20 protein-coding genes are annotated in these 25,083 nt (G+C 67.6%); 12 read left to right on the forward strand and 8 right to left on the reverse strand.

Translation table 11 applies throughout. The features are described from left to right. Positions 1-137 precede the first annotated feature (137 nt). The 12 genes from BLQ28_RS26300 (at position 138) to BLQ28_RS26355 (ending at position 13,587) form a co-directional block, all read left to right on the forward strand. Positions 138-668 carry a MarR family winged helix-turn-helix transcriptional regulator gene (locus BLQ28_RS26300; RefSeq protein WP_176801233.1) on the forward strand — a complete coding sequence of 177 codons (531 nt, stop codon included), beginning with the start codon at positions 138-140 and terminating at the stop codon, positions 666-668. A gap of 137 nt (positions 669-805) precedes the next feature. Further along, positions 806-1,801, forward strand: a complete 996-nt coding sequence (locus BLQ28_RS26305) for a helix-turn-helix domain-containing protein (RefSeq protein WP_143012580.1) — start codon at positions 806-808, stop codon at positions 1,799-1,801. A 112-nt stretch (positions 1,802-1,913) separates the two neighbouring features. Next, complete coding sequence (locus tag BLQ28_RS26310; RefSeq protein ID WP_093246278.1) at positions 1,914-3,392, forward strand: amidase; 1,479 nt, start codon at positions 1,914-1,916, stop codon at positions 3,390-3,392. A 43-nt stretch (positions 3,393-3,435) separates the two neighbouring features. Further along, positions 3,436-4,416 (forward strand): Bug family tripartite tricarboxylate transporter substrate binding protein, encoded by a 981-nt coding sequence (locus BLQ28_RS26315; protein WP_093246279.1) that lies wholly within the window; start codon positions 3,436-3,438, stop codon positions 4,414-4,416. A gap of 136 nt (positions 4,417-4,552) precedes the next feature. Then, on the forward strand, positions 4,553-5,863 hold the full coding sequence (locus BLQ28_RS26320) for an ABC transporter substrate-binding protein (RefSeq protein WP_093246280.1): 1,311 nt from the start codon (positions 4,553-4,555) through the stop codon (positions 5,861-5,863). A gap of 25 nt (positions 5,864-5,888) precedes the next feature. Then, positions 5,889-6,644, forward strand: a complete 756-nt coding sequence (locus tag BLQ28_RS26325; protein ID WP_093246281.1) for an ABC transporter ATP-binding protein — start codon at positions 5,889-5,891, stop codon at positions 6,642-6,644. Continuing rightward, on the forward strand, positions 6,631-7,329 hold the full coding sequence (locus BLQ28_RS26330) for an ABC transporter ATP-binding protein (RefSeq protein WP_093246282.1): 699 nt from the start codon (positions 6,631-6,633) through the stop codon (positions 7,327-7,329). The genes BLQ28_RS26325 and BLQ28_RS26330 overlap by 14 nt, the downstream gene beginning before the upstream one ends. 8 nt (positions 7,330-7,337) lie before the next feature. Further along, positions 7,338-8,204, forward strand: a complete 867-nt coding sequence (locus tag BLQ28_RS26335; protein ID WP_093246283.1) for a branched-chain amino acid ABC transporter permease — start codon at positions 7,338-7,340, stop codon at positions 8,202-8,204. Between the two features lie 9 nt (positions 8,205-8,213). Further along, positions 8,214-9,281, forward strand: a complete 1,068-nt coding sequence (locus BLQ28_RS26340) for a branched-chain amino acid ABC transporter permease (RefSeq protein WP_093246284.1) — start codon at positions 8,214-8,216, stop codon at positions 9,279-9,281. Continuing rightward, positions 9,278-10,390 carry a class II histone deacetylase gene (locus BLQ28_RS26345; protein WP_093246285.1) on the forward strand — a complete coding sequence of 371 codons (1,113 nt, stop codon included), beginning with the start codon at positions 9,278-9,280 and terminating at the stop codon, positions 10,388-10,390. The genes BLQ28_RS26340 and BLQ28_RS26345 overlap by 4 nt, the downstream gene beginning before the upstream one ends. Positions 10,391-10,436: 46 nt before the next feature. Then, positions 10,437-11,204 (forward strand): class II glutamine amidotransferase, encoded by a 768-nt coding sequence (locus BLQ28_RS26350; RefSeq protein ID WP_093246286.1) that lies wholly within the window; start codon positions 10,437-10,439, stop codon positions 11,202-11,204. 115 nt (positions 11,205-11,319) lie between these two features. Then, positions 11,320-13,587, forward strand: coding sequence for a TonB-dependent receptor (locus tag BLQ28_RS26355; RefSeq protein WP_093246287.1), 2,268 nt, complete (start codon positions 11,320-11,322; stop codon positions 13,585-13,587). 21 nt (positions 13,588-13,608) lie between these two features. Here BLQ28_RS26355 and gshB read toward each other — a convergent pair whose 3' ends face one another. From gshB to leuS, 8 genes are all read right to left on the reverse strand, one after another. Continuing rightward, positions 13,609-14,565: a glutathione synthase gene (gene gshB, locus BLQ28_RS26360; protein WP_093246288.1), complete on the reverse strand. Its 957-nt coding sequence runs from the start codon at positions 14,563-14,565 to the stop codon at positions 13,609-13,611. Next, positions 14,565-15,836: a benzoate/H(+) symporter BenE family transporter gene (locus BLQ28_RS26365; RefSeq protein WP_093246289.1), complete on the reverse strand. Its 1,272-nt coding sequence runs from the start codon at positions 15,834-15,836 to the stop codon at positions 14,565-14,567. Before BLQ28_RS26365 ends, gshB begins: the two co-directional genes overlap by 1 nt. A 21-nt stretch (positions 15,837-15,857) precedes the next feature. Beyond that, a complete protein-coding gene (locus BLQ28_RS26370) occupies positions 15,858-17,726 on the reverse strand; it encodes a potassium transporter Kup (RefSeq protein ID WP_093246290.1) in 1,869 nt (622 codons plus the stop codon). 166 nt (positions 17,727-17,892) lie between these two features. Continuing rightward, positions 17,893-19,209, reverse strand: a complete 1,317-nt coding sequence (gene gshA, locus BLQ28_RS26375) for a glutamate--cysteine ligase (RefSeq protein WP_093246291.1) — start codon at positions 19,207-19,209, stop codon at positions 17,893-17,895. 92 nt (positions 19,210-19,301) lie between these two features. Beyond that, positions 19,302-20,594 (reverse strand): glutamate-5-semialdehyde dehydrogenase, encoded by a 1,293-nt coding sequence (locus tag BLQ28_RS26380; protein ID WP_093246292.1) that lies wholly within the window; start codon positions 20,592-20,594, stop codon positions 19,302-19,304. A 73-nt stretch (positions 20,595-20,667) separates the two neighbouring features. Further along, positions 20,668-21,744, reverse strand: coding sequence for a DNA polymerase III subunit delta (holA, locus tag BLQ28_RS26385; protein ID WP_093246293.1), 1,077 nt, complete (start codon positions 21,742-21,744; stop codon positions 20,668-20,670). A gap of 20 nt (positions 21,745-21,764) precedes the next feature. Next, positions 21,765-22,286, reverse strand: coding sequence for an LPS-assembly lipoprotein LptE (gene lptE, locus BLQ28_RS26390; protein WP_093246294.1), 522 nt, complete (start codon positions 22,284-22,286; stop codon positions 21,765-21,767). Positions 22,287-22,297: 11 nt separating this feature from the next. Further along, positions 22,298-24,928, reverse strand: coding sequence for a leucine--tRNA ligase (leuS, locus tag BLQ28_RS26395; protein WP_093246295.1), 2,631 nt, complete (start codon positions 24,926-24,928; stop codon positions 22,298-22,300). Between the last annotated feature and the right edge of the window lie 155 nt (positions 24,929-25,083).

Here is a 25,083-nt window from a genome sequence, read left to right on the forward strand (position 1 = left end):
ACGATAGGGAGCGAGCCCCTTGCCGCGTTATCGAAAACTGGCAAACCTCGCGCGGCTTCGTGCGCTGCATGCGATGGGCTTCCTATACTGTCCGCGCCCTTTCTTCTTTCACGACGCACACACGCCACGACCTCACCGTGCCCCGTTCACGCACTCCTTCCCGGCCGGCCGCCAAGGCCAACGCCAAGGCACGCAACAGCGCCGCCGGCGTGAAGGCCTTCGACCTCGAGACCTTCCTGCCCTTCCAGCTTTCGGTGGTCGCCAACCGCGTGAGCCAGACGGTGGGCCAGTCGATCGCCAGCCGCTTCTCGCTGCAGATTCCGGAGTGGCGCATCGTCGTGGTGCTGGGCAAGTACGGTGCGCTGTCGGCGCTCGAAATTGCACAGAAGACGAGCATGGACAAGGCCCGCGTGAGCCGCGCGCAGCATCGGCTGGTGGACCTGGGCCTGGCCAACATGCACCCTTCGGCCGACGACCGCCGCAAGGTCATCGTCTCGCTCGAAGAAGAAGGACTGGCGCTGTACCGCGACATGGTGCCGCTGGCCCACGACACCGCGCAGCGCCTGTTCGCGCAGCTCACCGCGGACGAGCGCCACGTGCTGCAGACCATCGTGCAGAAGCTGTTCGACAGCACCACCGGCTTCGAGCCCAGCGGCGAGCTCGAATAGACCTGGAGACAGAGAGCGATCGGGTGGCTTAGGGGTTTGTCCTGTCACTTTGAGATCGTTGTCAACGAAACAATCTGGTCTGGAGATTGCTTCCGGCACGGGTCTTCACGCCCTTGCCGCCGCTTCGCCGGACCGCCATGAATAGCCAGACCGCCTCCGTTCTTTCTGCCCCTGCCCCCACCGTTGCGACGCGCTGGACCCTCTCCACGCACGACATCGACGCCTATGCCAGCGGCCAGAACGGCTGGCACCTGGCGTGCGACATGCTCTCCGGCGGCAGCTTCGCCGGCTTTCTCGACCACGTGCAATTGCCCGGCCTGCGGCTGGTGCGCGAGACCACCAACCGCGCGCTGCGCCAGCACGGCGAGATGAACCCCGACTGCTGCGGCTTCGCGCTCACCTGCCGGCAGGACGGCGAGGCGCGCTTCTCGGGCCAGCGGCTGGACACCGGGTCGGTGATGGTGGGGCGCTGCGACGAGCTCGACCTGTGCAGCCCGCCGGGCTTCGAGCTGACGGGCATCGTGGTCGACAACGCGCTGCTGCAGTCGCTCACCGAACGCCTGAACGACCGCGAGCCGCCGGCCTGGCTCGAACGGCGCGTGGTGCTGCACTTCGACGACACCACCATGCAATCGCTGCGCGGCACGCTGCGCGGCGCCTTCACCGCGCTCGACGCGTTGCCCGGCCTGCTCGACGACCCCATCGCCACGGAGCAGTTGCGCGACGACGTGCTGCTGGCCTGGCTGAACGCGCTGCCCGAAGACGTCGATCTGCGGGAGCTGCGTTCCACCGAGGCGCACCGCCGCGTGGTGCGCCGTGCCTGCGAGCTGATGATGTCGCGACCCGACGAACCGCTGTCGATGCTCCAGGTGTGCAGCCGCATCGGCGCGAGCCAGCGCAAGCTGAACTACTGCTTCCAGGAAACGCTGGGCCTGAGCCCGGCGCGCTACCTGCGGGCGCTGCGCCTGAACGGCGTGCGCCGCGCACTCAAGCAGCCCGAGTCGCGCTCGGTGCAGGACATCGCGGCGCACTGGGGCTTCTGGCACCTGAGCCAGTTCGCGACGGACTACCGGCGCCAGTTCGGCGAACTGCCCTCGCAAACGCTGCGCGGCGCGGCGCTCACACGGCACTGATCCAGCCCTTTTCCGGCGCAATGGCCGAGGGGAATCCCTCGGTTTCCGGTGCTCCAGTTTTGCCGTTTTTCGATACCTCTTTGCAGAGGCGGTCGCTATCGTTGGCCGCCATATGTCCGCCGCCCTGCCCACTCTGCAGCCTCTTCCACTCCTTCCGGGTGCCCGCGCACTCGCCGCCGCCCTGCAACGCCGCGAGCTCTCGTGCCGCGAGCTGATGCAGGCCTGCCTGGCACGCATCGACCGCTTCAATCCGCAAGTCAACGCACTGGTCTCGCTGCAGCCGCCCGACGAGATGCTGCGCCAGGCCGATGCCTGCGACGCGCGGCTCGCACGCGGCGAGCCGGTGGGCCGGCTGCACGGCTTCCCGATGGCGCCGAAGGACTTCGTGGCCACTGCCGGCCTGCCGACCACGATGGGCAGCCCGGTGTTCGCGCGGCAGGTCACGGCGCACGACGCGATCATGGTCGAGCGCCTGCGCCGGGCCGGCGCCCTCTTCGTGGGGCGCAGCAACACGCCCGAGTTCGGCCTGGGCTCGCACACCTACAACACGGTGTTCGGCACCACGCGCAACGCATGGAGCCCCGACCACGCGGCCGGCGGCAGCAGCGGCGGCGCTGCGGTGGCACTCGCGCTGCACATGCTGCCGGTGGCCGACGGCAGCGACATGATGGGATCGCTGCGCAACCCCGCGGCCTGGAACCACGTCTACGGCCTGCGCCCCTCGCTGGGCCGCGTGCCCACCGGGCCGGGGCCGGAGCTGTTCTTCCAGCAACTGGGCTGCGAAGGGCCGATGGGCCGCACGCCCGAAGACGTGGCCTGGCTGCTGTCGGTGCAGGCGGGACATGACGCGCGCTCGCCGTTGAGCCTGGCCGGCGACGGCGAGGCCTTTGCGCAGCCGCTGGATTCGGAATTGCGCGGCAAGCGCATCGCGTGGCTCGGCGACCTCGGCGGCCACCTGCCGATGGACCCGGGCGTGATGGCGCTGTGCGAATCGGCGCTGCGGCACTTCGACACGCTGGGCTGCAGCGTCGAGCCCGCGTTGCCCGTCTTCGACTTCCATGCGCTGTGGAACGCCTGGCTGGGCCTGCGCGGCTTCATCGTCGCCGGTGCGCTGCGCGGGCTGCATGCCGACCCGGCCACGCGCGCCCTGCTCAAGCCCGAGGCGCGTTGGGAAATCGAACAGGGCGAACGCCTGAGCACCACCGCGCTGCACCAGGCTGCCGTCACGCGCACGCAGTGGCACGGCGTGCTGCTGCAGCTCTTCGAGCGCTTCGACTTCCTGGTGCTGCCGGCCGCGCAGGTGTTCCCGCTGCCGGTCGACGTGCACTGGCCGCGCGAAGTCGGCGGCCGCGCGATGGACACCTACCACCGCTGGATGGAAGTGACCATCGGCCCTTCGCTCGCCGGCCTGCCCGCGATGGCGATACCGGCCGGCTTCTCGCAGGCCGACGGCACGCGCGGCTTGCCGATGGGCCTGCAGCTCATCGGCCGCCCCGGTGCCGACCTCGACGTGCTGCGCATGGCGCACGGCTGGCACCAGGCCGTGCCCTTCGCGAACGTGCAGGCGCCGCTGCTGCGCCAGGCGCACTGAATTCCGCACCCACACACATCACCGCCCGAGGAGAAAAAAACCCATGCGCAGACGTTCACTCATCGGCGCCGGCCTGATTGCCGGCCTGGTCCCCGGCTTGTCCGCCATGGCCCAGGGTCTCGCGGGCAAGACGCTGAACCTGATCGTCCCCTACCCCGCGGGCGGCGGCTCCGACATCAACGCGCGGCTGGCCGCGCCCGAGCTGTCGCGGCTGCTGGGCCAGCCCGCCATCGTCGACAACGTGCCCGGCGCCAGCGGCTCGCTCGGCGTGATGCGGGCGGCCAACGCGCCCGCCGACGGCTCGGCGCTGCTGCTGGGCTCGCCCATGGAGCTGATGCTCACGCCGCTCACGCTCAACAGCGCGCGCTACAAGGCGGAAGACTTCCGGCCCATCGGCGTGATGTCCGTCACCTCGATGGTGCTGCTGGCGCGCAAGGACCTGGGTGCCGGCAGCGTCGACGAGCTGATCGCGCTGCTGCGCCGCCCCGGCGCGAAAGAGCTGAGCTACGGCAGCATCGGCCCCGGCTCGCTCTACCACCTGCTGGGCGAACGCTTCACGCAGCAGACGGGCACGAAGATGCTGCACGTGCCCTACAAGGGCATGGCACCGGTGGTCAACGACCTGCTGGGCGGGCAGATCGACCTGGTCTTCATGCCGCTGGCCGGCAACGTGCCCGACCTGCTGGAGGCCGGCAAGGTCAAGGCGCTGGGCATTGCGGCCTCGGCGCCGCACGAGCGCTTTGCGGCCGTTCCGTTGATGCGCAGCAGCAAGGGGCTGGAGGACTTCGTCTACAGCCTGTGGTCGGGCGTGCAGGTGTCGCAGCGCGTGCCGGAAGAAGCGCAGCAGCGGCTGCACACGGCCTTCAACCAGATGATGCAGAAGCCCGAGATCCGCCGCTCCATCGAACTCGGCGGCAGCAAGGTGGCACCCGAGCAGTCGCTGGCCGAGCTGCGCCGCGGCTACCTGGCCGACGTGGAGCGCTACCGCGCGATCGCCAGGTCGGTGAACCTGCGGCCCGAGTGAAGGCATGGACGCATCGATGCGAACGCGAGCCACGGCCGGCGGCCCGCGTTTTGCCAGTTTTCGATAACGCCGCCATGGCGCCCGGAGAGAGGATGCAGACCCGTCCATCCTTCATCCGCCAAGGAGAACCCCCATCATGTCCGCCGACCTTTTCCGTGCAGCCTCCGGCGCGCTCACGCGCCGCCAACTCGTCATTGGCGGCGGCGCGGCCGCGCTGGCCGGCGTGCCCGCGCTGGCGAATGCGCAGTCCAAGACGATCAAGATCGGCTACCTCACCACGCTGTCGGGCATTCGCGCCAACTTCGGCGAGGCCGACCCCTGGAGCCTGGAGCGCATCCGCGCCACGCTGAAGGACGGCCTGACCATCGGCGGCACGACCTACAAGGTCGAGATCGTGGTGCGCGACACCCAGTCCGATGCGAACCGCGGCGCCACCATGTCCAGCGAGCTGCTGCTGCGCGAGAAGGTCGACCTGCTGCTGGTGCAGGACAGCGACGCCGCGCTGGCCGCCGGCCAGCTGTGCGACGTCAACGGCGTGCCGATGGTCTCGACCATGGGGCCGTGGCAGGCCATCACCTTCGGGCGCGGCTCCACGCCGCAGAAGGGCTTTCCGTTTTCCTTCCACTTCTTCTGGGGCGCCGACGACGTGCTGAAGAACTTCTTCGGCATGTGGGAGCCGCTGAAGGTGGAACGCACGCTGGGCACGCTGTACATCGACAACGGCCCGGGCCATGCCTTCGCCGATCCGGCCACGGGCATCCCGAACGGCGCGAAGCAGCGCGGCTACAAGGAGACCAACGGCGGCTTCTTCAAGATCGCGACCGACGACTTCAGCAACCAGGTCTCCAGCTTCAAGGCGGCGCACGCGAACATCGTTTCGGGCTTTGCCTACGCCAACCACTTCGCCACATTCTGGAAGCAGGCGCAGCAGGCGGGCTACCGGCCCGAGGTGGTGACGATGGCCGCGTCGTTCCTGTTCCCGAGCGCGGTGGAGTCGCTGGGCGCGGCGGGCAACGGCATGTCGACCGAGATCTGGTGGACGCCCAGCTTCCCGTTCAAGTCTTCATTGACCGGCCAGAGCGCCAAGGCGCTGGCCGCCGACTGGGAAGCCACCACCGGCAAGCAGTGGACGCAGCCCATCGGCTACGGCCACGCGCTGTTCGAGGTCGGCATCGCGGCACTGAAGAACGCGAGCAACACGAAGGACAAGAAGGCCGTGCGCGACGCGCTGGCCAACCTGCAGCTCGACTCGGTGGTGGGGCGCATCGACTTCAAGGGCAGCCCGATCAAGAGCGTGGCCGTCACGCCGATGGTGGCGGGCCAGTGGCGCAAGACCAAGGCAGGCAGCAAGTTTCCGTACGAGCTGGTCATCACGCACAACAGCACCGCCAAGCAGATCGCGGTGGAAGACGAGCTCAAGCTGCTGTCGCAGCTGAAGCCGGCCTGAACGCGATGAACGCGACCGCATCCGCATGACCGACTGCCTCGTCATCGACGGCCTGTGCAAGCGCTACGGCGAGATCGTCGTGGCTGACCAGGTGTCGCTCTCGCTCGCGCGCGGCCAGTGCCTGGGCGTGGTCGGGCCGAACGGCGCCGGCAAGAGCTCGCTGTTCAACCTGATCACCGGCGTGGCCGTGCCCGACGGCGGCAGCATCCGCCTCGAAGGCCGCGAGCTGGTCGGCCTGCGCGCCGATGCACGCGCGCGCCTGGGCGTGGCGCGCGCCTTCCAGATTCCGCAGCCGTTCGCGCATCTGACCGCTTATGAGAACGCACTGGCCGCCGCCACCTTTGCCGCGCGGCTGCCGCGCGCGCAGGCCGAGCGCCAGGCCTGGGCCGTGCTGGAACGCACCGGGCTGGCCGACCGCGCCGACGTGCCGGCCGGCCGCCTGCCGCTGCTGGACCGCAAGCGGCTGGAGCTGGCCAAGGGCCTGGCGTCGCGGCCGCACCTGCTGCTGCTCGACGAAATCGCGGGTGGCCTGACCGAGGCCGAGGTGCAGGTGCTGGTCGCGCTGGTGCTCGAGCTAAAGCAGGACGTGGCGATGATCTGGATCGAGCACATCGCGCAGGCGCTGATGGCCGTGGCCGATCGCATCATGGTGCTGAACTTCGGCCGCAAGCTGCTGGAAGACACGCCCGCCGCCGCGATGGCCAGCCGCGAGGTGCGCGAGGTCTACATGGGCGTGGGCGATGAAGACGCACTGCAGGAGCACGCACATGCCGCTGCTTGAAGTGCGCGACCTGTGCAGCCACTACGGCGACCTGCAGGCGCTGTTCGACCTGTCGCTCGACGTGGCGGAAGGCGAGGCCACCGCGCTGATCGGCGCCAACGGCGCCGGCAAGTCGACGCTGATCCGCGCCATCGCCGGGCTGGGGAAGCGCAGCCGCGGCACCATCCGCTTCGACGGCCAGGCCATCGAAGCCGAGACGGCCGAGCGCATCGCGCGCCGCGGCATCGCGCTGGTGCCCGAGGGACGGATGCTGTTCCCTTCGCTCACCGTCGAAGAGAACCTGCGCATGGGCGCGCTGTGCGGCCGCACGGGCCACTGGACGCTGTCCACCGTGTATGCGCTGTTCCCCATCCTGCAGGAGTTTCGCCACCGGCCGGCCACGCAGCTGTCGGGCGGGCAGCAGCAGATGGTGAGCATCGGCCGCGCGCTGATGGCCAACCCGCGCCTGATGCTGTGCGACGAGATCTCGCTGGGCCTTGCGCCGGTGGTGATCGAGCAGATCTACCGCGCCTTCGGCGACATCCGCGCGCAAGGCACGGCGCTGCTGGTGGTGGAGCAGGACGTGACGCGCGCCTGCCGCATCGCGCAGCGCGTGTACTGCCTGCTCAAGGGGCGCGTCACGCTGGCGGGCCGCGCCACGGACTTCAGCGCCGCGCAGATCGCCAACGCCTACTTCGGACACTGAACGCACCCATGGCCTGGATCGAGACTCTCATCAACGGCGTGCTGCTCGGCGGCCTCTACGCGCTCTTCGGCCTCGGGCTGGCGCTGGTCTTCGGCGTGATGCGCATGGTCAACCTCGCGCATGGCGAGTTCGTGGTGCTGTCGGCGTACTTCGCGGTCTTTCTGGCGGCGCAGTTTCCCGATGTGTCGCCGCTGCTCTTCATCGGCCCGGTGGCGCTGGCGGCCTTCGGCGTCGGCTACGTGCTGCAGCGGCTGCTGCTGAACCGCGCGGTGGACACCGACGATCCGCTCACGCCGGTGCTGGTCACCTTCGGCATCGCGGTGGTGCTGCGCAACCTGATGGCCGAGCTGTTCGGCGCCGACCCGCGCGCGCTCGAGGGCGGCGCGCTGGCCACGGCCGGCTTCGACATCGGCGGGCTGCGCATCGGCTGGTACCCGGTGCTGGTGCTGGTGCTCGCGGTGCTGGCCTTCGGTGCGCTGCAGTGGCTGCTGCAGCACTCGCGCTTCGGACTGATCGTGCGCGCCACGTCGGACCACCGCGAGATCGTGCGCACGATGGGCGTGCGGCCGCGCCATGTGTATGCGGTGGTGATGGGGCTGTCGCTGGCCTTCGCTTCGGTGGCGGGGCTGCTGCTGGCGCTGCGCACGTCGTTCACGCCGTTCTCGGGCGTGGAGCGGCTCTTGGGCGCCTTCGAGGTCGTGATCATCGGCGGCATGGGTTCGTTCCGGTGGGCGCTGGTCGGTGGCATCGCGCTGGGCGTGGCGCAGCTCGCGGGCCAGCGGCTCGATTCCAATGCGGGCGCGCTGTATGCCCACCTGCTGTTCTTCGTCGTGTTGATGGTGCGCCCCAACGGCATCGCCGGCGCACGCACCTGAGGCACCGAGATGACTTCGACGCGCAACCCGTCCCTTGCTCCCTGGCTCGGTTTCGCCGCCGCGGCGGGGGCCATCGCCTTCGCGCCCACCGTGGCCGACGGCGGCCTGCTGCGCCTGCTCAGCGAAGTGCTGATCACCCTGGCCATGGCCCAGATGTGGAACCTGCTGGCCGGCTACACCGGGCTGGTGTCGATGGGCCACCAGGCCTTTGCCGGCATCGGCGCCTACCTGCTGTTCGTGGCCTCCGACCGGCTCGGCATCTCGCCCTACTGGATGGTGCCGGTGGCGGGCCTGGGCGGCGCGCTGCTGGCCGCCGTGGTGGCGCCGCTGATGTTCCGCCTGCGCGATGCCTACTTCTCGATCGGCATGTGGGTGCTGGCCGAGATCGTGCGCCTGCTGGTCGCCAAGTTCCCGCTGTTCGGCGGCGAATCGGGCGTGCCGCTGCAGGCGGTGCGGCTGGTGGAGCCCGAGAGCTTTCAGCAGAACGCGTTCTGGATCTCGGGCGCCATCGGGCTGGCGGCGGTGGCCGGCGTGTACCTGCTGATGCGCTCGCCCTTCGGCCTCGGGCTGATGGCGGTGCGCGACAACGAACTGGCCGCCACCAGAATCGGCGTGAACGTGTGGCGCAACCGCTTCATCGCCTTCGTGCTGTCGGGGCTGGGCTTCGGGCTGGCCGGCGCGGCGCACTTCATGGGCACGATGTTCGTCTCGCCCGACTCGGCCTTCGACATCAACTGGGTGGTGACAGCGATGTTCATCGTGATCATCGGCGGCATCGGCACCATCGAGGGGCCGCTGATCGGCACCGCCATCTACTTCGGGCTGCGCGAGCTGTTCAACACCTGGTTCGCGATGTCGGGCGGCTGGTACCTGATCGCCATGGGCTGCATCGCCATCGCCGTCATGCTGCTGGCACCGCGCGGGCTGTGGGGCCTGGCGCGCGAGCGCTGGGGCTGGCGCGGCCTGAGCGTGCAGCGCCATCCGCCAGGCGGCGCTGCCGTTGCCGCGGCGCCGTCTTCTTCCCTTCCTTCACCCACTTCACCCACACCCTCATCCACGCGAGGACGCACCGCATGAAGACCACCGCCTTCTTTCACGACGAACGCACCTTCTGGCACGTGCCCGGCGGACTGCATGCCCTGTTCCTGCCAGTGGGCGGCTGGGTCCAGCCGATGGCGGGCAGCGGCATGGCCGAGTCGCCCGACTCCAAGCGGCGCATCAAGTCGCTGATGGACGTGTCGGGCCTGAGCGCGCAGCTCGACGTACTGAGCGCCCCCATGGCCAGCGAAGACGACCTGCAGCGCGTGCATCCCGCGAGCTACCTGCAGAAGTTCAAGGCCGCCAGCGACGCCGGCGGCGGCGACCTGGGCGAGGTCGCGCCCTTCGGCCCCGGCAGCTACGAGATCGCGAAGCTCTCGACCGGCCTAGCCATCGCTGCGATGGACAGCGTGCTGCAGGGCCGCCATCGCAATGCCTTCGCGCTCACGCGCCCACCGGGCCATCACTGCCTGCGCGAGCACAGCATGGGCTTTTGCCTGTTCAACAACATCGCGGTCGCCATCGAGACCATGAAGGCACGCCACGGCCTGGGCCGCGTGGCCGTGATCGACTGGGACGTGCACCACGGCAACGGCACGCAGGAAATTTTCTACGACCGCCCCGACGTGCTCACGCTCTCGCTGCATCAAGAGAACTGCTTCCCGCCCGGCTACAGCGGCGCCGAAGACCGCGGCACGGGCGCGGGGCTGGGCTTCAACGTCAACATCCCGCTGCAGCCCGGCGGCGGGCACGCGGCCTACATGCACGCCTTCGAGCGCATCGTGGCGCCGGCGGTCGACCGCTACCGGCCCGAGCTGATCGTGGTGGCGAGCGGGCTGGATGCCAACGGCGTGGACCCGCTGGCGCGCATGCAGCTGCACCCCGAGTCGTTCCGCCAGATGATGCGGCGGGTCAACGCGCTGGCCGCGAAGCACTGCGGCGGGCGCGTGGTGGTGGTGCACGAAGGCGGCTACTCGGAAGCCTGCGTGCCGTTCTGCGGACTCGCGGTGGTGGAAGAGCTGTCGGGGCACCGGACCGAGGTGGAAGACCCGTTCAGCGAGTTCTTCGGACTGCAGCAGCCTTCGGCGCGCTTCGATGCGTTCCAGCGCGGGCTGATCGACGAGATGGCGGCGCTGCACGGACTCTGAGCCACGGCCGCCGCGGCGCCTGGCAAATCGCGGTCTAATCGACGCCATGTGCCAATTGCTAGGGATGAACTGCAACACGCCGACCGACGTGACCTTCAGCTTCACGGGGTTCGCGCAACGCGGCGGCCGCACCGACCATCACGCCGATGGCTGGGGCATCGCGTTCTTCGAAGACCGTGGGCTGCGCCACTTCGTCGATCACCAGCCGGCATGCGAATCGCCGGTGGCGGAGTTGATCCGTCGCTACCCCATTCAGAGTCGCAACGTCATTGCGCACATCCGCAAGGCGACGCAGGGCGAGGTCAACCTGCAGAACTGCCACCCCTTCGTGCGCGAGCTGTGGGGGCGCTACTGGGTGTTTGCCCACAACGGCGACCTGAAAGACTTTCGGCCGCGGCTGCACGGCAACTTTCATCCGGTGGGCAACACCGACAGCGAGCATGCCTTCTGCTGGCTGATGCAGGAACTGGCCAAGTCGCATGCGGGCGTGCCCAGCGTCGAGGAATTGACGCTCACGCTGCGCGAGCTGGCGCCGCAGCTGGCGAGCCACGGCACCTTCAACTTCATGCTGTCCAACGGACAGGCGCTGTGGGCGCATGCCTCGACCAACCTCTGGTACGTGGAGCGCCGCCACCCTTTCGTGACCGCGCAGCTGTCGGACGAAGACCTTGCCATCGACTTCGCGCAGCACACCACGCCCACCGACCGCGTGGCCGTGGTCGTGACCGCGCCGCTGACGACCAACGAGACCTGGACGCCCTTCGCGCCGGGCGAATTGCACGTGTTCGTGGATGGGCAGCGGTCCGCGCTCTGAGGGCGAAAAGTAGTATTTTTGACTGATACATTTTTGCAACAGCGCAATAAAGTATCAGTGGTTCGATGCAAACAGAGAACAATAATGGTTCTCATTTGCAAATTTCGAACCGTCCATGTCCGCCCCCTTCTTCCATCTCCGGCCCACCGTGGCCGCGTCGCTGCTTGCACTGAACGCCCTGACGGCCGTGGCGCAAACCTCGGGAACCTCGGAAACCTCGCAGGCGGCGCCTGCCCCTGCGGCGGCGTCGAGCGGCACGCTGTCCACCGTCACCGTGGAAGCCAGCGCCGACGCCTCGGCCGAGGGCCTGACCAAGCCTTACGCCGGCGGCCAGGTGGCGCGCGGTGGCCGGGTCGGCATCCTGGGCAACCAGGACATGATGAGCACGCCGTTCTCGAGCACCAGCTACACGAATGAGCTGATCCAGAACCAGCAGGCCCGCAGCGTGGCCGACGTGCTGCAGAACGATCCGACGGTGCGCGTGGCACGCGGCTTCGGCAACTTCCAGGAGTCGTATTTCATCCGCGGCTTCATCGTCAATTCCGACGACATCGCCTACAACGGCCTCTACGGCCTGCTGCCGCGCCAGTACATCTCGTCCGAGCTCTTCGAGCGCGTGGAAGTGTTCCGCGGCGCGAGCGCGTTCCTGAACGGCGCCACGCCCACGGGCGGCGGCATCGGCGGCAACATCAACCTGCTGCCCAAGCGCGCGCCGAACGATCCGCTCACGCAGGTCACGGTCGGCACCGCCAGCGGCTCGCAGACCTATGTTGCGACCGACATCGCGCGCCGCTTCGGCCCCGACCAGAGCCTGGGCGTGCGCCTGAATGCAGCGCACCGCGACGGTGGAACGGCCGTGGACGGCGAAGGCGTCAAGCTCGACACGCTGTCGGTCGGCCTCGACTGGCGCAGCCGCGACGCGCGGATCTCCGCCGACATCGGCCACCAGGAACACCGCCTGCGCGACGCGCGCCCCAACGTCACGCTCGGCAGTGGCGTCACCGTGGTGCCGAAGGCGCCCGACAACGGCACGAACTACTCGCAGCCCTGGACCTACTCCTACGAGCGCGACACCTTCGGCTCGGTGCGCGGCGAATACGACATCACGCCCGACATCACCGCCTGGGCCGCGGCCGGCGCGCGCAACAGCTACGAGAACAACTCGCTGGCGGGCCCGACGGTTTCCAACGGCTGGACGGGCGCCTCCACCACCACCCGCTTCGACAACACGCGCGAAGACCGGGTCAAGACGGCCGAGATCGGCCTGCGCGGCAAGCTGCGCACCGGCGACATCGGCCACGAATGGGTGATCGGCTACTCGTACTTCAACCTCGACAAGAAGAATGCCTATGGCATGGGGCTGGGCGCCGGCGGCACGCTCAACAGCAACATCTACTACCCGCGCGGCTACCTGCAGCCGGCGCTGACCTACCTGGGCAACGACCTCGCCAACCCGGCGCTCAACGGCACGACGACGCTGAAGAGCCTGGCGATCGGCGACACGCTGTCCTTCATGGACGACCGCCTGCGCCTGACGCTCGGTGCGCGCCACCAGACGCTGCAGACCAGCGACATCAGCTACCGCGTCGTGAGCAGCGGCAAGCTGACCGCCGCGGGCGGCACCGTCACCGCATACGACCAGAGCCGCACGAGCCCGATGGCGGGCATCGTGTTCAAGGCCAGCAACGAACTGTCGCTCTACGCGAACTACATCGAAGGCCTCTCGCAGGGCGAGACCGCGCCCGCGCAGTCCGGCGGCCAGCCGGTGCTCAATGCCGGCCAACAGTTGAGCCCCTACGTGTCCAAGCAGAAAGAAATCGGCATCAAGTACGACGCCGGCCAGGTGGGCGGAACGCTCGCGCTGTTCTCCACCGAGAAGCCACGCGCCTACATCGAGGGCAACTACTTCTCTTCAGCCGGCAAGGACCGCCATCAGGGCGCCGAGCTCAGCGTGTTCGGCCAGGTCACCAAGGGCCTGCGCCTGCTCGGCGGCCTGACGCTGCTCGACGCCAAGCAGAAGGACACCGGCAGCAGCACGACCAACGGCAAGCGCGTCATCGGCGTGCCCAAGGTGCAGGGCAGCATCGGTGTCGAATGGGACGTGCCGGGCGTGCGCGGCCTCTCGCTCGACGGCCGCCTGGTGACGACCGGATCGAGCTACGCGAACGCCACCAACACCTTGCGCGTACCGGGCTGGACGCGCCTGGACATCGGTGCCCGCTATGTGACCGAAGTGGCCGGCAAGCTGGTGACGCTGCGTGCGCGCATCGACAACCTCGCCAACCGCAGCTACTGGTCTTCGGTCGGCGGCTACCCCGGCTCGGGCTACCTGGTGCTGAGCACGCCGCGCACCTTCACGCTGTCGGCGTCGATGGACTTCTGACCGGGCCCGAACCGGCCGGTGCTACGCGGCGCCGACCAGATGCGCTTCGAGCGCATCGATGAACATGGCCGGCACATCGAAGCCGGTCTGTTCGGTGATCTCCTGGAAGCAGGTCGGGCTGGTCACGTTGATCTCGGTGACCGAATCGCCGATCACGTCGAGCCCGATCAGCAGCAGCCCACGCGGCGCGAGTGCCCGGCCCACGGCCTCGGCGATCTCGCGGTTGCGCGCGGTCAGCGACTGCGCCACGCCCTTGCCACCGGCGGCAAGGTTGCCGCGCACTTCGGTGCCTTGCGGAATGCGCGCCAGCACGAAGGGCGCCGGCTCGCCCGCGATGATCAGGATGCGCTTGTCGCCCTGGACGACCTCGGGGACGAAGCGTTGCACCATGATCGTTTCGGCGCCGTCCTTGTTGAGCGTCTCGACGATGGAGCCCAGGTTCAGCGCGTCCTGCTTCACGCGGAAGATGCCCATGCCGCCCATGCCGTCGAGCGGCTTCAGGATGATGTCGCCGTGCTCCGCATGGAAGTCGCGCACGGCCTGCGCGCTGCGCGTGACCAGCGTTGGTGTGACGAACTGCGGAAACTCCATGATCGCGAGCTTCTCGGGGTGGTCGCGCAGCGCACGCGGCGAATTGACCACCTGCGCGCCTTCGCGCTCGGCCTGCTGCAGCAGGTGCGTCGCGTAGATGTACTCGGCGTCGAAGGGCGGGTCCTTGCGCATCAGCACGGCGTCGAAATCTTTCAGCGCCTTCGACTCGGTGATGTCGATGCGGTACCAGTCCTTGCTGTCGCCGGTCAGCGTGATCTGCTGCACCGTGGCCGTGACCAGCCCGCCCGACTTCCACTGGATGTCCTGCGGCAGGCAGGCCGCGATGCGGTGGCCGCGGCGCTGCGCCTCGCGCATCATCGAGAAGGTCGTGTCCTTGTAGATCTTGAAATGATCGAGCGGGTCGGCGACGAAGAGGATGTTTTTCATCAGGCGTTCTTTCCGGCGCCGGGAGCGGCGGCCACTGGGGTGTCTGGCGCGATGTTGCCGGAAGCAGCGATGTCCTTGCCGGCCGGGGCCTTTTCCGCTGAAGGTGCGCGTCCGATCTGCTGCACGGCGAGCGCGACGGCGCCGGCCACCACGCCCCAGAACGCCGAGCCGATGCCCGCGAGCGTGACGCCGGACAGCGTGACCAGGAAGGTGATCAGTGCCGCCTCGCGATGCGCTTCGTCGCGCACCGCCGCAGCCAGCCCACCGCCGATGGTGCCCAGCAATGCCAGCCCCGCGATGCATGCCACCAGCTCCTTCGGAAAGGCCGTAAGCAGCCCAGTGACCGCCGCGCCGAACAGCCCGATCACCACGTAGATGGCACCGCAACTCACGGCCGCCGTGTAGCGGCGCGCCGGGTCTTCATGCGCCTCGCGGCCCATGCACATGGCAGCCGTGATCGCGCTCAGGTTCAGCGCGAACGCACCGAAAGGCGCGAGCACCAGCGTCGCAAGGCCGCTGATGGTGATGAGCTTGCTGACCGGCAGGTCGCTGTACCCGCTCGCGCGGATCGCAGCCACGCCCGGCAGGTTCTGCGAGGCCATCGTCACGACGAACAGCGGCAGCGACAGGCTGACGATGGCCTGCCAGCTGAAGACCGGCATCGTGAACACCGGCCAGGTGAACGCGAAGTGCACGGAAGACCATGCCAGTTGCCCGCGCGCCGCGACGAAGACGATGGCCACGAGCAAGGTCAGCGGCACCGCGTAGCGCGGCAGCAGCCGCTTGGTGACCAAGTACGTGCCGAGCATCAGCAGCACCAGGGGCAACGCGGTTTGCGCCGCAATGAAGGCCGACAGGCCGAAGCGCGCCAGCACGCCCGCGAGCAAAGCGGAAGCAATCGCCATCGGGATCTTGTTCATCACCCGCTCGAACCAGCCGGTGGCACCTGCAAGCACGATCAGCACCGCGCACACGATGAAGGCGCCCACCGCCTCGCCCATGCCGTAGCCCATGCCGGCGACGGCCAGCACCGCCGCGCCGGGCGTGCTCCAGGCAATCATCACGGGCTTCTTCCACCAGAGCGAGGGCAGCGCCGAGGCCAGCCCCATGCCAATGCCCAGTGCCCACATCCACGAAGCCGCCATCTCCGGCGTGGCGCCGAAGGCCTGCGCGGCCTGGAACACGATGGCCACCGAACTTGTGAAACCCACGAGCACGGCGACGAAGCCCGCGGTGAAAGCCGAGAGGCTCAGGTCTTTGAAGAACGACATCGGGCGATTGTGCCGCCGGCCTCAGATTTCGATCTTCGACCCTAGTTCAACGACCGCGTTGTTCGGCAACCCCAGGAATGCGGCCGCACCGCTCGCGTTGTGGTGCATCTGCGCGAAGAGCTTCTCGCGCCACGGCGCCATGCCGCTGCCGAGCGTGGGGATCACGACGTCACGCGACAGGAAGTAGCTGGTGGCCATCGGCTCCAGCTGGCAGCCGCGCAGGCGTGCGTTGTCGAGCGCACGCGGCAGGTCGATGTCGTTCTTGAAGCCGTAGTGCACGATCACCTGCCAGCAATGGTTGCCGAGCGCCTCGATCTCGATGCGCTTGTCCATGGGAATCCAGGGCACCTCGTGATTGCGCACGGTGACGAACATGTTCTGCTCGTGCAGCACCTTGTTGTGCTTCAGGTTGTGCAGCAGCGCATTGGGCACGACACCCGGCTCGGCCGTGAGAAACACCGCGGTGCCGTCGACACGCGCCGGCGGGCTCACGAACACCGAGGCAAGGAAGGACTTCAGGTCGATCGCGTCGGCGTGCTGTGCCTCGCCCATCAGGCGCCGGCCTTCCTTCCAGGTGATCATCAGCGTGAAGACGAAGCCGCCGATCATCAGCGGGAACCAGCCGCCCTCGAACAGCTTGAGCAGGTTCGACGCGAAGAACAGGAAGTCGACCACGAAGAAGACGGCGGTCGAGGCGATGCACAGCGCCAGCGGCAACTTCCACGCATAGCGGATCACGAAGAAGGTCAGGATCGTGGTGATCAGCATGTCGGTCGTCACCGCGATGCCGTAGGCCGCGGCCAGGCTACTCGAGGTGCGGAACATCACGACCGCCAGCACGATGGCCACGAACAGGCCCCAGTTGACCAGCGGAATGTAGATCTGCCCCGCCGTGCGCACGCTGGTGTGCTCGATGTTCAGGCGCGGCAGGTAGCCCAGCTGGATGACCTGCCGCGTGACGCTGAACGCCCCGGTGATGAGCGCCTGCGACGCGATCACCGTGGACGCCGTGGCCAGCATCACCAGCGGGATGAGCGCCCATTCGGGCGCCATCATGAAGAAGGGGTTCTTCACGGCCTCGGGGTTCTCCAGCAGCAGCGCGCCCTGGCCGAGGTAGTTGAGCGTCAGCGCCGGCATGACGACCGAGAACCACGCGATGCGGATCGGCTGCTTGCCGAAGTGGCCCAGGTCGGCATACAGCGCCTCGGCACCGGTCACGCACAGCACCATGGCGCCGAGCAGGATGAAGCTCGTTCCCGGGTTGCTCCAGATGAACCTCAGCGCATACCAGGGGTTCAGCGCCTTGATGATTTCAGGGTGGTGCAGGATCTGCCACACGCCCAGCACCGCGATCGCGATGAACCACGTCAGCGTGATCGGCCCGAAGAACTTGCCGATGCCCGCCGTACCGCGCTTTTGCACCGCGAACAGGCAGAACAGCACGACCAGCGTGATCGGGATCACATAGTGGGTGAAGTGCGGCGACACCACCTCCAGGCCTTCGACCGCCGACAGCACCGAGATGGCCGGGGTGATGACCCCGTCGCCATAGAAGAGCGAGGTTCCGAAGATGCCGACCACCAGGAGCAGGTGGCGCAGCCTGGGGTTATCGGCCACCGCGCGCGAGGCCAGCGCGAGCATCGCGACCAGCCCGCCCTCGCCTTCGTTGTCGGCCCGCAGCACCAGCACCACGTACTTGATGGAGACGATGACGGTCAGCGTCCAGAAGAACATCGAGAGGATGCCGTAGACGTTCTCGACGGTGAACGGCACATGGCCGTGGCCGAACACTTCCTTGACCGCATACAGCACGCTGGTGCCGATGTCGCCATAGACAACGCCGATGGCGCCGACGATCAGGCCGGCTGAGAGGGATTTGGGGGCTGACACGAAGTCGATGGGAAAAGGGCTTGCAGCTTGATCGATGCGTCAGACACACCGGGGACCCATGGCAGCAGGCTCTCGCCCGCCACGCATCCCCTCCGCCCTTTTGTTTCCGTTGATGTGGGGCCGCTATTTTGCCGTTGCGCGCCGCTGCCGCAACCCGCCCCTTCAATCATTCGTAGATTTCGGCGTCCGGATCGGTTGCTTCCATCTCGTAGCTGGCCGCCACCATGGCCAGCCGGCCGACCACCCCATACATGTAGAAGCGGTTCGGCGCGCTCGCGCCGGGCTTGGCACCAGGCTGCGGCAAGTGCGCACTTTCGGAAAAAGCCAGCGGCACGAAGCTCGCGCCCGGCAGCTTGAGGTTTTCGTCGGCCGCCTGCTCGGCGTGCACCCGGTAGAAGCCGCCCACCACGTAGCGGTCCATCATGTAGACGACCGGCTCGGCCACGCCGTTGTGCACGCGCTCGTTGGTCAGCACGCCTTCCTGGACGATCAGCTCGGTGGGTTCGCGCAGGTCCCTGCCGGCGCTGGTCTTGGCGGCCGAAGAGGTGCTGGTGCGCGACTTGCCGATCAGCGTCTCAACATCCTTGGCGTCGCGCACGGTGATCACGCCCGGGCTGCCGCTGCCGCTGTGGCCGCCCTTGACGACCACGAAGGGCTTCTCGTTGATGCCGTATTCCTTGTACTTGCGGCGCACCTTGGTCAGCACCGCGTCGACATGGCTGGTCAGCACGTCGATGCCGCGGCCCTCGGCCACGTCGACGCCTTCGGCGCGCGCATAGATCGGGTTGATCAGCCAGGGGTCGATGCCCAGCAGCTTGCCGAAGCGCTTGGACAGCTCTTCGTAGCTGTGCAGGTGGTTGCTCTTGCGGCGCACCGACCAGCCAGCGTGCAGCGGCGGCAGCAGATATTGCTCGTGAAGGTCTTCGAGGATGCCCGGCGTTCCTGCAGAAAGCTCGTTGTTGAGAAGAATTGTGCAGGGATCGAAGTTCTTGAGCCCCAGGCGGCGCTTGCTGCGCACCACCGGCTCCAGCGTCACGGTGTCTCCGTTCGGCAACTCGATCTTCTTGGGCGAATTGATCGCCGGATCGATCGAGCCAATGCGCACGTTGAGCCCCGCCATATGGAAGATGCGCACCAGTTGCGCGACGTTGGCGAGATAAAAGGTGTTTTTCGAGTGGTTTTCCGGAATGACGAGCAGGTTGCGCGCTTCCGGACAGATCTTCTCGATGGCCGCCTGCGCGGCCTGCACTGCCAGTGGCAGCATTTCCTTGGTGAGGTTGTTCCAGCCACCGGGAAACAGGTTGGTGTCCACGGGCGCCAGCTTGAAGCCCGCATTGCGGATGTCGACGGCGCTGTAGAACGGCGGCGTGTGCTCCATCCATTCGAGCCGGAACCAGCGCTCGATGGCGGGCATCGAGTCGAGTACCCGCTGCTCCAGTTCGTTGATCGGGCCGGTCAGGGCAGTGACGAGATGCGGAACCATGCGGCGGCCTTGTTGGTTTTGTGCTTAAAGGTGGAGCGGAATTGTAGGATTTGGGGATGTCCGCCCCGATGACAAGACCGACGGGGCGTGCATCAGGTCCGCACTTCGCCTTGACCGAGCACCACGTACTTCAGCGAGGTCAGCCCCTCGATGCCGACCGGCCCGCGCGCGTGGAACTTGTCGGTGCTGATGCCGATTTCAGCACCCAGGCCAAACTCGAAGCCATCCGCGAAGCGGGTGCTCGCATTGACCATGACGCTGGCCGAATCGACCTCGCGCAAGAAGCGCTGTGCGTGCACGTGGTCGCGCGTGACGATGGCGTCGGTGTGGTGGCTCGAATAGCGGTTGATGTGCGCGATGGCCTCGTCGACACCGGCCACGACCTTGATGCTGATCACCGCGGCCAGGTATTCCTCGGACCAGTCGGATTCGACTGCGTCGACGATCTTTGCCTGGGCACCGACCGCGCCGTCGGCCCGCAGGATGCGTGCGGCCACAGGGTCGCAGCGCATTTCCACACCCTTGGCCGCGAAGATGGCGGCGATTTCAGGCAGGAAGTCTTCCGCCACCGTGGCCGACACCAGCAGGCCTTCGGCCGCGTTGCAGGGGCTGTACTTCTGGGTCTTGGCGTTGTCGACGATGCGCAGCGCCATGTCGAACTCGGCCGTGTCGTCCACGTACACGTGGCAGTTGCCGTCCAGGTGCTTGATGACCGGCACCTTGGCATCGCGGCTGATGCGCTCGATCAGGCCCTTGCCGCCGCGCGGAATGATCACGTCGACGAACTCGGGCATGGCGATCAGCTGGCCCACGGCCTCGCGGTCGGTGGTCTGCACCAGTTGCACGGCCTCGACCGGCAGGCCCGCTTCGGCCAGCGCCTCGGACACCAGCAGCGCCAGCGCCTTGTTCGATTCGATGGCTTCGGAGCCACCGCGCAGGATGGCCGCATTGCCGCTCTTGATCGCCAGGCTCGCGGCCTCGATGGTCACGTTGGGACGGCTCTCGTAGATCATGCCGAACACGCCGATCGGCACGCGCATCTGGCCCACGCGGATGCCGCTGGGTTGCTGCTTCATGCCGATGATTTCGCCGATCACGTCGGCCATGCCGGCGAGTTGCTCGCAGCCGAGGGCAACGGTCTCGATGACCTTGGGCGTGAGTTTGAGGCGGTCGACCATGGGCGCCGAGAGGCCGGCGGCCGTGGCGCGCTCCAGGTCCTTCTGGTTGGCCGTCACCAGCACCGGGCCGGCTTCGCGCAGCCGGCGGGCCAGTGCCTTCAATGCTATGTTTTTGGTAGCTGCATCCGCACGGGCCATGAGGAATGCTGCGGCTTTTGCTTGCAAACCCAGGGTTTGCATGTGCTCGCTGACGTTAAACGCGTTCATGTCGGCATTTTCCCACGCCGACCTGTGGCCCGGCTTACAGAGGTTTTTTGACGCCTGAAGCCATCACGCGGACTCAGGCGCGACGCGGAGCGGCGGCCGCGCTGCTGCTGCAAGCACGGCACAGCATCAGCGCCAGCCGCTGCAGGGCCTGCCAGCCGCTGGCCGGCCAGTCGGGCTGTTTCAGCCCCTTCACGATGCCGTCCACCACGTGGGCCGAACGCAACAGCCGGGTCAGCATGCGGTCGTCCAGGCGCGGCAACACCCGCTCGAAGGCGCGCTCGCGCGGGCCCCAGATGCGGTTTTCGCGCAACGCCATCGGCAGCGGCCGGCCGGAGGCCATGGCGTCTTTCACGCGCTTGAGGGCGCGGATGTCTTCGGCCAGCGTGTAGTGCACCAACACCTCGGCCTCGCCCTCGGCCTGCAGGCCGTCGAGCATGCGCGCCACGCGCTGCGGATTGCCGGCCAGCACGGCTTCGGAGAGCTTGAAGACGTCGTAGCGCGCCACGTTGTTGACCGCACCCTCGACCTGCTCCCAGCTCAGCTCGCCGGCCGGATGGAGCAGCGCGAGCTTCTGGATTTCCTGGTGCGCGGCCAGCAGGTTGCCTTCGACCCGGTCGGCAAAGAACTGCAGCGTGCGTTGGCCTTCGTCGCCGGGCATCACGCGCTGGCCCTGCAGCCCAAGGCGCTGCGCGATCCATTGCGGCAGCGCGGCGCGTTCGATGGGATCGACCTGGATGCTCACGCCGTTGTTCTCGAGCGCCGAGAACCAGGCGCCAGTGCGCGTGGCCTTGTCCAGGCGCGGCAGCATCACCAGCGTGAGCGTGCTGTCGTTGCCGGGCGCCCCTTCGGCCAGTTGCTGCAGGGCGGTGCTGCCGTCCTTGCCGGGCTTGCCCGAGGGAATGCGGATCTCGACGATCTGCTTGTCGGCGAACAGCGAGAGCGAGCCACCGGCCGCGAGCACCGCGCTCCAGTCGAAATGCGCACCGGCCACGGTGTACGAGCTGCGCTCGGTGTAGCCCTGCGTGCGCGCGGCGGCGCGGATGGCATCGGCCGCTTCCTGCGCGAGCAGGGGCTCGTCGCCGTGGATCGTGTAGAGCGGCTTCAGGCCCTTCTGCAGGTGGGCACCGAGTTGGGCGCTGGCAAGTTGCATGGAATCGCGAGAGCCCTGGCCTACAGCGTTTTCACAGCCGCTAGGCGGCGCATCACCTGCTGTGCGATGTCGGACTGCATGTCGCGGAACAGCAGCTCGGCTTCGCCTTCCTTGGCCAGCGCATTGGTTTCGTTGTAGCTCAGGTCGCGCGTCTGCGAGACCTCGGAGACCGGCAGCAGGTCCTTGCCGCCCGGCGTGTGCAGCCGGAAGCGAACGCGCAGGCGCAGTTGCAGCTCGCGCAGCTGGCCCTGCGAGTTGGTCGAGATGATCAAGCGGTCGCGGTCTTCACCGACGATTTCGAGCACCGCATCGGCCGTCTTCGACTCCTCGGAAGGCACCAGCGTCACGGTGCCAGTGGCCCGGATCTCGCGCCGCAGCTGGTTGATCATCGCGGTGTTGCCCGATATCGACAGCGTCTTGAACGCGAAGACCGGCGCCTTGCGCAGCTCGAAACCGCAACCGGCCAGCCCCAGCGAAGCACCCGCCGCCGTGAGGCCGAGAAGAAAGCCGCGGCGCGGCAGCGAGACATTGCGTGTGTTCATGCTTGAGTCGTTCAAAGGACCACGTTGACCAGGCGGCCGGGAACCACGATCACGCGCTTGGGCTGCGCGCCTTCGGCGAAGTTGACGAAGTCGTCGCAGGCGATCGCCAGCTTCTCGATCTCGTCCTTGGAGGCGCCGGCGGGCACGAGCAGCTTGCCGCGCAGCTTGCCGTTGACCTGCAGCATCAGCTCGATCTCGTCCTGCACCAGCGCGCTGACGTCGACCGTCGGCCAGGCCGCGTCGAGCAGGCCGCCCAGGTCCTTGTCGTAGCCGAGTTCGTTCCAGAGTTGCTGGGCAATGTGCGGTGTGGCGGGGTACAGGCAGCGCAGCAGGATGCCAAAGCCTTCGCGCACCGCGGCCGCGTCGCCCGCGCTGCCGTCGGGCTTGAAGCCTTCGAGCGCATTGAGCAGCTTCATCGCACCCGACACCACCGTGTTGTATTGCATGCGCTGGTAGTCGTAGTCGACCTGGCGCAGCACCGTGTGCACTTCGCGGCGCAGCGCCTGGGCGGATTTGCCGAAGGTCTGGCCGCTGGCCGCCACCGGCTGCACGTCCGCCTGCGCAGCGCCGAAGTTCCACACCCGGCGCAGGAAGCGGTAGCTGCCTTCGACGGCCGCGTCGTTCCATTCGAGCGTGGCTTCGGGCGGCGCGGTGAACATCGTGTACAGACGCGCGGTGTCGGCGCCGTACTTCTCGATCAGGTCTTGCGGGTCGACGCCGTTGCGCTCGCTCTTGCCCATCTTGCCGACACCGCCGTACTCGACCTGCGTGCCGTCGGCCGTGGTACCGCCGGTGATGCGGCCCTGCGCATCGAGCACCGGCGTGACTTCGGACGGCGGGAAGTAGTCCTTGCCGCCCTTCTCGTTGCGCTTGTAGAAGATCTGGTTGAGCACCATGCCCTGCGTCAGCAGCTTGGCGAAGGGCTCGTCGGCCTTCACGAGGCCGATGTCGCGCATCACCTTGATCCAGAAGCGCGCATAGAGCAAATGCAGGATGGCATGCTCGATGCCGCCGATGTACTGGTCCATCGGCATCCAGTAGTTGGCGCCCTCGGCCACCATGGCGTCGTCGTTCTTCGGGTCGCAGTAGCGCATGAAGTACCACGACGAATCCACGAAGGTGTCCATGGTGTCGGTCTCGCGCCGCGCGGGCTTGCCGCAGACGGGGCAGACCACGCCGGCGTGGAAGCCTTCGTGCTTGTTCAGCGGGTTGCCCGAGCCATCGGGCACGCAGTCGGTGGGCAGCACCACGGGCAGGTCCTTCTCGGGGACCGGCACCGCGCCGTGTTCATCGCAATGGATGATCGGGATCGGCGTGCCCCAGTAGCGCTGGCGGCTCACGCCCCAGTCGCGCAGGCGCCAGGTGGTCTGCAGCTCGCCCAGGCCCTTCTGGCCCAGCGCATGCGCCACGGCGGCCACGGCCTCCTTGTAGCCCATGCCGCTGAAGTTGTCGGAGTTGATGGTCACGCCGCGCTGCTTGTCGCCGTACCAGTCCTGCCACTTGTGATAGTCGAAGTGCGGCTCATCGTCGACCAGCACGACCTGGATGATCTCGATGCCGTACTTGTTGGCGAAGGCGAAGTCGCGCTCGTCGTGCGCGGGCACGCCCATCACGGCGCCATCGCCGTAGCCGATCAGCACGTAGTTGCCGACCCACACCGGCACCTGCTCCTCGGTGATCGGGTGCTTGACGGTCAGGCCCGTGGGCACGCCCTTCTTTTCCTGCGTGGCGAGCTCGGCCTCGGTGGTGCCGCCGTTCTTGCATTCCTCGATGAAGGCCGCGACCTTGGGGTCGCGCGTGGCGGCGTGCGCGGCCAGCGGATGCTCGGGGGCCACGGCGCAGAAGGTCACGCCCATGATGGTGTCGGCACGCGTGGTGAACACGTACATGCGGCCGTCCTGGATCAGCTTGCCGCTGGCGTCCTTGATGTCATGGGTGAAGGCGAAGCGCAGGCCTTCGCTCTTGCCGATCCAGTTCTCCTGCATCAGCTTGACGCGCTCGGGCCAGCCCGGCAGCTTGTGCTGCGTGAATTCGAGCAGCTCTTCGGCGTAGTCGCTGATCTTCAGGTAGTAGCCCGGAATCTCGCGGCGCTCGACCGTGGCGCCGGTGCGCCAGCCCTTGCCGTCGATCACCTGCTCGTTGGCCAGCACGGTCTGGTCGACCGGGTCCCAGTTGACGACCTGGGTCTTGCGGTAGGCAATGCCCTTTTCGAGCATCTTCAGGAACAGCCACTGGTTCCACTTGTAGTAGCTCGGATCGCAGGTGGCGATCTCGCGGCTCCAGTCGATGGCCAGGCCCATGGCCTGGAGTTGGCCCTTCATGTAGGCGATGTTCTCGTAGGTCCACTTGGCCGGCGGCACGCCGTTCTTGAGCGCCGCGTTCTCGGCCGGCAGGCCGAAGGCGTCCCAGCCCATGGGCATCAGGACGTTGTAGCCGCTCATGCGCAGGTAGCGCGTGAGCATGTCGTTGATCGTGTAGTTGCGCACATGGCCCATGTGCAGCTTGCCGCTGGGGTACGGCAGCATCGAGCAGGCGTAGTACTTCTTGCGACTCGCGTCTTCGGTGACGCGGTAGGCATCGGCGGCGCTCCATTGCGCCTGGGCAGCGGACTCGACGTCGCTGGGTTTGTAGCTGGGGTTCATGTCGGCTCGGCAAGGCCCGGCGCGGGGTGGCCGGGGAAGGCGGATTATCGCGCCGGACTAGACTCGCCCCCAGGCTTCGCGCACTTCGTGTCGCTTCTCCACCCCCTACCGGGGGCAACACCAGCGGCCCGGCAAAGCCGGTTCCGCGGTGTTTC

The organism is Variovorax sp. EL159 (assembly GCF_900100965.1).
Classification (GTDB): Bacteria; Pseudomonadota; Gammaproteobacteria; order Burkholderiales; family Burkholderiaceae_C; genus Variovorax.

Coding starts and splice junctions, on each gene's coding strand:
- BLQ28_RS26305 (WP_143012580.1), top strand. CDS start 806: ATGAATAGCCAGACCGCCTCCGTTCTTTCTGCCCCTGCCCCCACCGTT.
- BLQ28_RS26310 (WP_093246278.1), top strand. CDS start 1,914: ATGTCCGCCGCCCTGCCCACTCTGCAGCCTCTTCCACTCCTTCCGGGT.
- BLQ28_RS26315 (WP_093246279.1), top strand. CDS start 3,436: ATGCGCAGACGTTCACTCATCGGCGCCGGCCTGATTGCCGGCCTGGTC.
- BLQ28_RS26320 (WP_093246280.1), top strand. CDS start 4,553: ATGTCCGCCGACCTTTTCCGTGCAGCCTCCGGCGCGCTCACGCGCCGC.
- BLQ28_RS26325 (WP_093246281.1), top strand. CDS start 5,889: ATGACCGACTGCCTCGTCATCGACGGCCTGTGCAAGCGCTACGGCGAG.
- BLQ28_RS26330 (WP_093246282.1), top strand. CDS start 6,631: ATGCCGCTGCTTGAAGTGCGCGACCTGTGCAGCCACTACGGCGACCTG.
- BLQ28_RS26335 (WP_093246283.1), top strand. CDS start 7,338: ATGGCCTGGATCGAGACTCTCATCAACGGCGTGCTGCTCGGCGGCCTC.
- BLQ28_RS26340 (WP_093246284.1), top strand. CDS start 8,214: ATGACTTCGACGCGCAACCCGTCCCTTGCTCCCTGGCTCGGTTTCGCC.
- BLQ28_RS26345 (WP_093246285.1), top strand. CDS start 9,278: ATGAAGACCACCGCCTTCTTTCACGACGAACGCACCTTCTGGCACGTG.
- BLQ28_RS26350 (WP_093246286.1), top strand. CDS start 10,437: ATGTGCCAATTGCTAGGGATGAACTGCAACACGCCGACCGACGTGACC.
- BLQ28_RS26355 (WP_093246287.1), top strand. CDS start 11,320: ATGTCCGCCCCCTTCTTCCATCTCCGGCCCACCGTGGCCGCGTCGCTG.
- gshB (WP_093246288.1), bottom strand. CDS start 14,565: ATGAAAAACATCCTCTTCGTCGCCGACCCGCTCGATCATTTCAAGATC.
- BLQ28_RS26365 (WP_093246289.1), bottom strand. CDS start 15,836: ATGTCGTTCTTCAAAGACCTGAGCCTCTCGGCTTTCACCGCGGGCTTC.
- gshA (WP_093246291.1), bottom strand. CDS start 19,209: ATGGTTCCGCATCTCGTCACTGCCCTGACCGGCCCGATCAACGAACTG.
- BLQ28_RS26380 (WP_093246292.1), bottom strand. CDS start 20,594: ATGAACGCGTTTAACGTCAGCGAGCACATGCAAACCCTGGGTTTGCAA.
- holA (WP_093246293.1), bottom strand. CDS start 21,744: ATGCAACTTGCCAGCGCCCAACTCGGTGCCCACCTGCAGAAGGGCCTG.
- lptE (WP_093246294.1), bottom strand. CDS start 22,286: ATGAACACACGCAATGTCTCGCTGCCGCGCCGCGGCTTTCTTCTCGGC.
- leuS (WP_093246295.1), bottom strand. CDS start 24,928: ATGAACCCCAGCTACAAACCCAGCGACGTCGAGTCCGCTGCCCAGGCG.